Origin of the sequence: Exiguobacterium sp. SH5S13 (assembly GCF_004337085.1) — a bacterium.
Taxonomy (GTDB): Bacteria; Bacillota; Bacilli; order Exiguobacteriales; family Exiguobacteriaceae; genus Exiguobacterium; species Exiguobacterium aurantiacum_A.
In genome coordinates, this window is sequence record NZ_SJUS01000045.1 from 1 (window position 1) to 5,919 (window position 5,919).

4 protein-coding genes are annotated in these 5,919 nt (G+C 50.1%); all 4 read left to right on the plus strand.

What is annotated here, in order from left to right; translation table 11 throughout:
• The first annotated feature begins 567 nt into the window (after nucleotides 1-567).
• The 4 genes from htpG to ahpF all read left to right on the plus strand — a co-directional run bounded on the left by htpG (nucleotide 568) and on the right by ahpF (nucleotide 5,768).
• On the plus strand, nucleotides 568-2,436 hold the full coding sequence (htpG, locus tag EVJ30_RS14710; RefSeq protein WP_131469561.1) for a molecular chaperone HtpG: 1,869 nt from the start codon (nucleotides 568-570) through the stop codon (nucleotides 2,434-2,436).
• Nucleotides 2,437-2,533: 97 nt separating this feature from the next.
• Nucleotides 2,534-3,328, plus strand: coding sequence for an SRA domain-containing endonuclease (locus tag EVJ30_RS14715; protein WP_070328017.1), 795 nt, complete (start codon nucleotides 2,534-2,536; stop codon nucleotides 3,326-3,328).
• A gap of 340 nt (nucleotides 3,329-3,668) precedes the next feature.
• Nucleotides 3,669-4,232 carry an alkyl hydroperoxide reductase subunit C gene (ahpC, locus tag EVJ30_RS14720; protein WP_016510347.1) on the plus strand — a complete coding sequence of 188 codons (564 nt, stop codon included), beginning with the start codon at nucleotides 3,669-3,671 and terminating at the stop codon, nucleotides 4,230-4,232.
• 12 nt (nucleotides 4,233-4,244) lie between these two features.
• Nucleotides 4,245-5,768 (plus strand): alkyl hydroperoxide reductase subunit F, encoded by a 1,524-nt coding sequence (gene ahpF / locus EVJ30_RS14725; protein ID WP_131457885.1) that lies wholly within the window; start codon nucleotides 4,245-4,247, stop codon nucleotides 5,766-5,768.
• Nucleotides 5,769-5,919 lie beyond the last annotated feature (151 nt).

The window sequence follows — 5,919 nt, forward strand, 5'->3', positions numbered from 1 at the left end:
TGGCATCATCGGGATCGCCTCCAGGATGTGTAGTTATAGCCAGTTTAGTCCGAAACGGCAAGGACGTACAGCGTCGCCCCGAGGGCACGCCGACTCCCGGGGGAACAGCGGGCAAGGCGAGACCCAGCAGCGACATCGTCGCGATGCGGCTCGCTGACCGCCCCCAGGAAAGCGGCGTGCCGGACAGGGCGGCTTGAAGGGCAATGAAAGCAGAGGAGCGCCATCCCATCCGGGATGACGCTTCTCTGCTCAAAATTATTTGAAGTTTTTCAGTGCCCTCCAGTTGAAGGGGCTTGATGTTTAGGCAAAAAAAATGAGCACCTCTCTAAAGAGGTGCTCTCGAAAAGTCTACCGCGTCGAACCACGCTCCACAACGTGCTCCCGAAGGAATGTCCGCCGTCTTACATAGACCAGCTCATCGCATGTACTCAACAATACTCGAATGATGCTTCGTCGTCAATCTTTTGTTTTCATCCGCCTTGACATCTCTCCAAAAATTAGGATAATGAAGAGTGTTAGCACTCTTGTATACAGAGTGCCAAAATCGAACGACAAAGGAGAACGGTCATGACAAAGAAACAGTTTCAAGCCGAATCGAAACGAATTTTAGAGTTGATGGTCCACTCAATCTATACACATAAGGACATCTTCCTGCGTGAGCTCATCTCGAACGCGAGTGACGCCATCGACAAGATGTATTACCGCGCCCTCTCGGACGAGGCGATCGACTTCAACAAGGACGACTATTTCGTCAAAGTCGAACTCGACAAAGACGCACGCACCGTCACAATCCGTGACACCGGGATCGGGATGACGGAAGACGAACTCGAATCGAACCTCGGGATCATCGCCAAGAGCGGTTCGCTCGCAATGAAGCAGGCGACGAAGATGGAAGAAGACCACAGCTTGATCGGTCAATTCGGCGTCGGTTTCTACTCCGCGTTCATGGTCGCCGACCGTGTGACGGTCCGGACCCGTTCAGTCGATAGTGACCAAGGATATCTTTGGGAGTCAGACGGCATCGATGGCTATACGATCGAGCCGACGTCTAAACAAGAGATTGGAACCGAAATCGTCTTACACTTGAAAGCCGACACCGAAGACGATACGTATTCTTCGTTCTTAGAGGAATATGAGATCCGCTCGCTCATCAAGAAGCATTCGGACTTCATCCGCTATCCGATCAAACTCGACGTGACGAAACACCGTCCAAAAGACGACTCGGAAGAATTCGAGGATTACGTCGAAGAAGAGACGATCAACAGCATGGTCCCGATTTGGCGCAAGCGGAAGAACGAACTGACGGACGAGGACTACACGGCGTTCTACCACGAGAAGCGCTACGGTTTCGACGAGCCGCTCAAACATCTTCACTTGAACGTCGACGGTTCGATCCGCTATCAGTCGATCCTCTATATCCCATCGACGGTCCCGTACGACTACTACACGAAAGAGTTCGAGAAAGGGCTCGAGCTCTACTCGAACGGCGTCTTGATCATGGAGAAATCGCCTGACTTGTTGCCGGACTACTTCGGTTTCGTCAAAGGGATGGTCGACTCAGAAGACCTATCGCTCAACATTTCCCGGGAGATGTTGCAGCAGGACCGCCAACTGCGCGTCATCGCTAAGAACGTCAAGTCGAAAATTAAAGGCATGCTCGAGAAGATGCTTCAGAATGAGCGCGAGGACTACGAGAAGTTCTTTGACGCGTTCGGCCGCCAAATCAAGTTCGGCGTCTACGACCAGTTCGGCGCCGCGAAGGATGAGTTGAAGGACTTGCTCTTGTTCCACTCGTCGAACGAGAAAAAGCTCGTCTCGCTGAAAGAATACGTCGAGCGTATGAAAGAGGACCAGAAGTACATCTATTACGCGACGGGCGAATCGATCCATCGTATCGATCTTCTCCCACAAACGGAGCGTTTGAAAGAAGAAGGCTTCGAGATCCTCTACTTCACAGAAGAGATCGACGAGTTCGCTATCAAAGTGCTCCAGTCATATGAAGACAAAGAGTTCAAGTCGGTCGCGAGCGGTGACCTCGGCCTCGACGATGAGGCGGCGAATTCGCTCAACGAAGACAATAAAGACTTGTTCGCCTTCATGAAGACCGAGCTCGGCGATCGCGTCAAAGAAGTGCGCGCGTCAACTCGTCTCAAGTCGCACCCGGTCTGCTTGACGGTCGCAGGTGACGTCTCGATCGAGATGGAGAAGATCATGAACACGATGCCGAACGGCGGCGGCATGAAAGCAGAAAAAGTGCTCGAAGTGAACGCCGACCACGCCATCTTCCAGACGTTGCAACGCGTCTATACGGAAGACGAGGCGAAAGCGAAACAATATACCGATCTTCTTTACCAGCAAGCACTCCTCATCGAAGGATTACCGCTTGAAGATCCGGTAGCGTATTCGAATGCAGTATGTGCGTTGATGGCGGAATGATGAACCAAGGCAGAGGGCGACCTCTGCCTTTTTCGTTTATTCTAACTTAGTCATGGTACAATTTAAGAAGATAAAAACATCGGAACCGGGGTGACATATGCTGTTCGAAAAAAACAAACTATACAAACGCTCTGTCCTTCACGATCAATACGGCGGGAGTCGTCAACGTGGAATTAGTACTCCGAACAAACATAAGCTAATCTTTATTTTTGATAGCGGGATGGATGAAGAGTTTGGATACAAGAATGGCTGGAGTGAAGACGACGGTTTATATTATTACAGCGGTGAGGGTCAAGAAGGGAACCAATCTTTTTCTTTTGGAAACAAAGCTCTTCTAAACCATATCGAAAATGGAGAAGACGTCTATCTCTTCGAATCACTTGGAAAAGGTAGTTATCGCTTCGTGGATCAACTTATTTTAATCGGTTACGACATTCAATTCGGAATTGATAAACACCATAACCAGCGCGAAGTAATCGTTTTTGCATTCGAACCGCTACACGTTGTTCAAGAAGAAGCCCATCATTTTGCATCAACTATGCGCTATAAAACCGTTGAAGAGTTAAATGAAATTGCTTTACGTGATCCGAAACGAGCTACTGGTTTAAGTATGCCAGCTCGAAAATTACAAGTTCGCGAACAAACAGCAGCTCTTTATTACGCTGTGCTGGCTCGGGCAAATAATTGCTGTGAAGCTTGTGGAAACCAAGCCCCTTTTGAAACAGAAGAAGGTCCTTATCTCGAACTCCATTCTTTATATAAAGAATCAGATGATGGATTATCACGTCCTGATCAAGTGGCTGCATTATGCCCAAATTGCCACGCTCGCATGCATAAAGGGAAAGACGGAGCGGACTATAATAAACAACTGATTCATAAGTTAACAACTTGACGAACCTTAATCCAATATGGATAAGGTTTTTTTGTATGCAATTGATAAAATGTTGATTATTTACGAGAATGAAGCGCTTAATCTCTTCTTTACTCTTTTAACCAATAACTGTTCTACTCATTTTATATGAGTTTTAAAAAACAAATTAGCAGTTTTCATGTAACCGTTTTCTTTACTGTTTTGATGCGGTTTTACATAAACACCTTGATAGATCAACCTTTTAGGCAGCATGCATACGTCTTGACAATTTCGTCTGGTTATATGAAATTAGTATTACATTATAATTATTCTAGTAGAGATACAATTCCGCTAGAGTAAAAACCCAAGGAGGACATACCCCATGTCATTAATCGGCAAAGAAATCTTACCATTCACAGCACAAGCGTTCCAAACAGGAGAATTCCTCGAAGTATCAGACAACAACCTTAAAGGTCAATGGAGCGTCGTTTGCTTCTACCCGGCTGACTTCACATTCGTCTGCCCGACTGAACTTGAAGACCTTCAAAACGAATACGCGACATTGAAAGACCTCGGCGTCGAAGTCTACTCAGTATCTACAGACACACACTTCACGCACAAAGCTTGGCACGAAACGTCAGAGAAAATCGGCAAGATCGAATACATCATGATCGGCGACCCGTCACACACGATCTCACGCAACTTTGACGTCTTGAACGAAGAAGATGGCCTTGCTGACCGCGGTACGTTCATCATCGACCCAGACGGCGTCATCCAAACTGTCGAAATCAACGCAGGCGGGATCGGCCGTGACGCGAGCACGCTCGTCAACAAAGTCAAAGCAGCACAATACGTCCGCAACAACCCAGGCGAAGTTTGCCCAGCGAAATGGGAAGAAGGCTCAGCGACACTTCGTCCAAGCCTCGATCTCGTTGGCAAGTTGTAAGGAGCGGATTCCATGTTAGAAGCAGATATTAAACAACAACTAGATCAATACTTGCAGCTCATGGAGGGCGACGTCGTCCTCCGTGTGAGCGCTGGTGATGACGCCGTCTCAAACGAGATGCTCGACCTCGTCAACGAGCTCGCAAGCATGTCGTCACGTATCTCCGTCGAAAACGTCACGCTCGAACGCACACCGAGCTTCAGCGTGAACCGTCCGTCTGAAGAGACGGGCATCGTCTTCGCCGGAATCCCGCTCGGTCATGAGTTCACGTCACTCGTCCTCGCGTTGCTCCAAGTGAGCGGCCGAGCGCCGAAAGTCGACGCAGATGCGATCAAGCAAATCCAAAACATCCAAGGCACGTACCACTTCGAGTCGTACATCAGCCTCAGCTGCCATAACTGTCCGGACGTCGTCCAAGCACTTAACGTCATGAGCGTGCTCAACCCGAACATCTCACACACGATGATCGACGGCGGCGCGTTCAAGGCAGAAGTCGAAGCGAAAGAAATCATGGCCGTCCCGACCGTCTTCTTGAACGGAGAAGCGTTCGGTAACGGACGGATGTCACTCGAAGAGATCTTGGCGAAACTCGGCACAGGTCCTGACGCTTCGGCGTTCGAAGACAAAGAGGCGTATGACGTCCTCGTCATCGGTGGTGGTCCGGCTGGTGCAAGTGCGGCCGTTTATGCGGCTCGTAAAGGCATTCGTACCGGCATCGTCGCTGAACGCTTCGGTGGTCAAGTGATGGACACGATGGGCATCGAAAACTTCATCGGCACGTCGTACACAGAAGGTCCAAAACTCGTCGCGAGCTTAGAGGAGCACGTGAAAGCATACGGCGTCGACGTCATGAATCTTCAACGTGCGAAGCGCCTTGAGAAGAAAGACCTCGTCGAAGTCGAACTTGAAAACGGCGCGATCCTGAAGAGTAAGAGTGTCATCTTGTCGACAGGGGCACGCTGGCGCAACGTCAACGTCCCAGGCGAAGCCGAGTTTAAAAACAAAGGTGTCGCCTACTGCCCACACTGTGACGGTCCACTCTTCGAAGGCAAGCGTGTCGCGGTCATCGGCGGCGGTAACTCTGGCGTCGAGGCGGCAATCGACCTCGCCGGCATCGTCAAGCACGTCACGGTACTCGAGTTCGCACCTGACTTGAAGGCCGACCAAGTACTTCAAAACCGTCTTCACAGTCTCCCGAACGTGACCGTCGTCACGAACGCCCAGACGACTGAAATCACAGGTACGGATAAAGTGAACGGGATCTCGTACATGTCTCGTGAGACGAACGAAACGCATCACGTCGAACTTGAAGGCGTCTTCGTCCAGATCGGCCTCGTCCCGAACACGGACTGGCTCGATACGGTCGAACGCAACAACTTCGGAGAGGTTATCGTCGACCATCACGGTTCGACGAACATCTCAGGCGTGTTCGCGGCAGGCGACTGCACGAACAGTGCCTACAAACAGATCATCATCTCGATGGGCTCTGGTGCGACAGCCGCACTCGGTGCTTTCGACTACATGATCCGCAACTAACGAAAAACTCGTCCTCCACGTGGGGAGGGCACTGAAAAACCTCCGCTCTATCCGAGCGTGAACAGAAAAAAGGGCGATTGGACCGACTCAAGTCGGGACAATCGCTCTTTTTCCTTGCCCTTATCCTGTTTTTTCTTTTGAGAGGGTGATG

Excerpts from the sequence above, each read along its gene's own strand:
- ahpC (WP_016510347.1), top strand. The coding sequence starts at position 3,669 with ATGTCATTAATCGGCAAAGAAATCTTACCATTCACAGCACAAGCGTTC.
- EVJ30_RS14715 (WP_070328017.1), top strand. The coding sequence starts at position 2,534 with ATGCTGTTCGAAAAAAACAAACTATACAAACGCTCTGTCCTTCACGAT.
- htpG (WP_131469561.1), top strand. The coding sequence starts at position 568 with ATGACAAAGAAACAGTTTCAAGCCGAATCGAAACGAATTTTAGAGTTG.
- ahpF (WP_131457885.1), top strand. The coding sequence starts at position 4,245 with ATGTTAGAAGCAGATATTAAACAACAACTAGATCAATACTTGCAGCTC.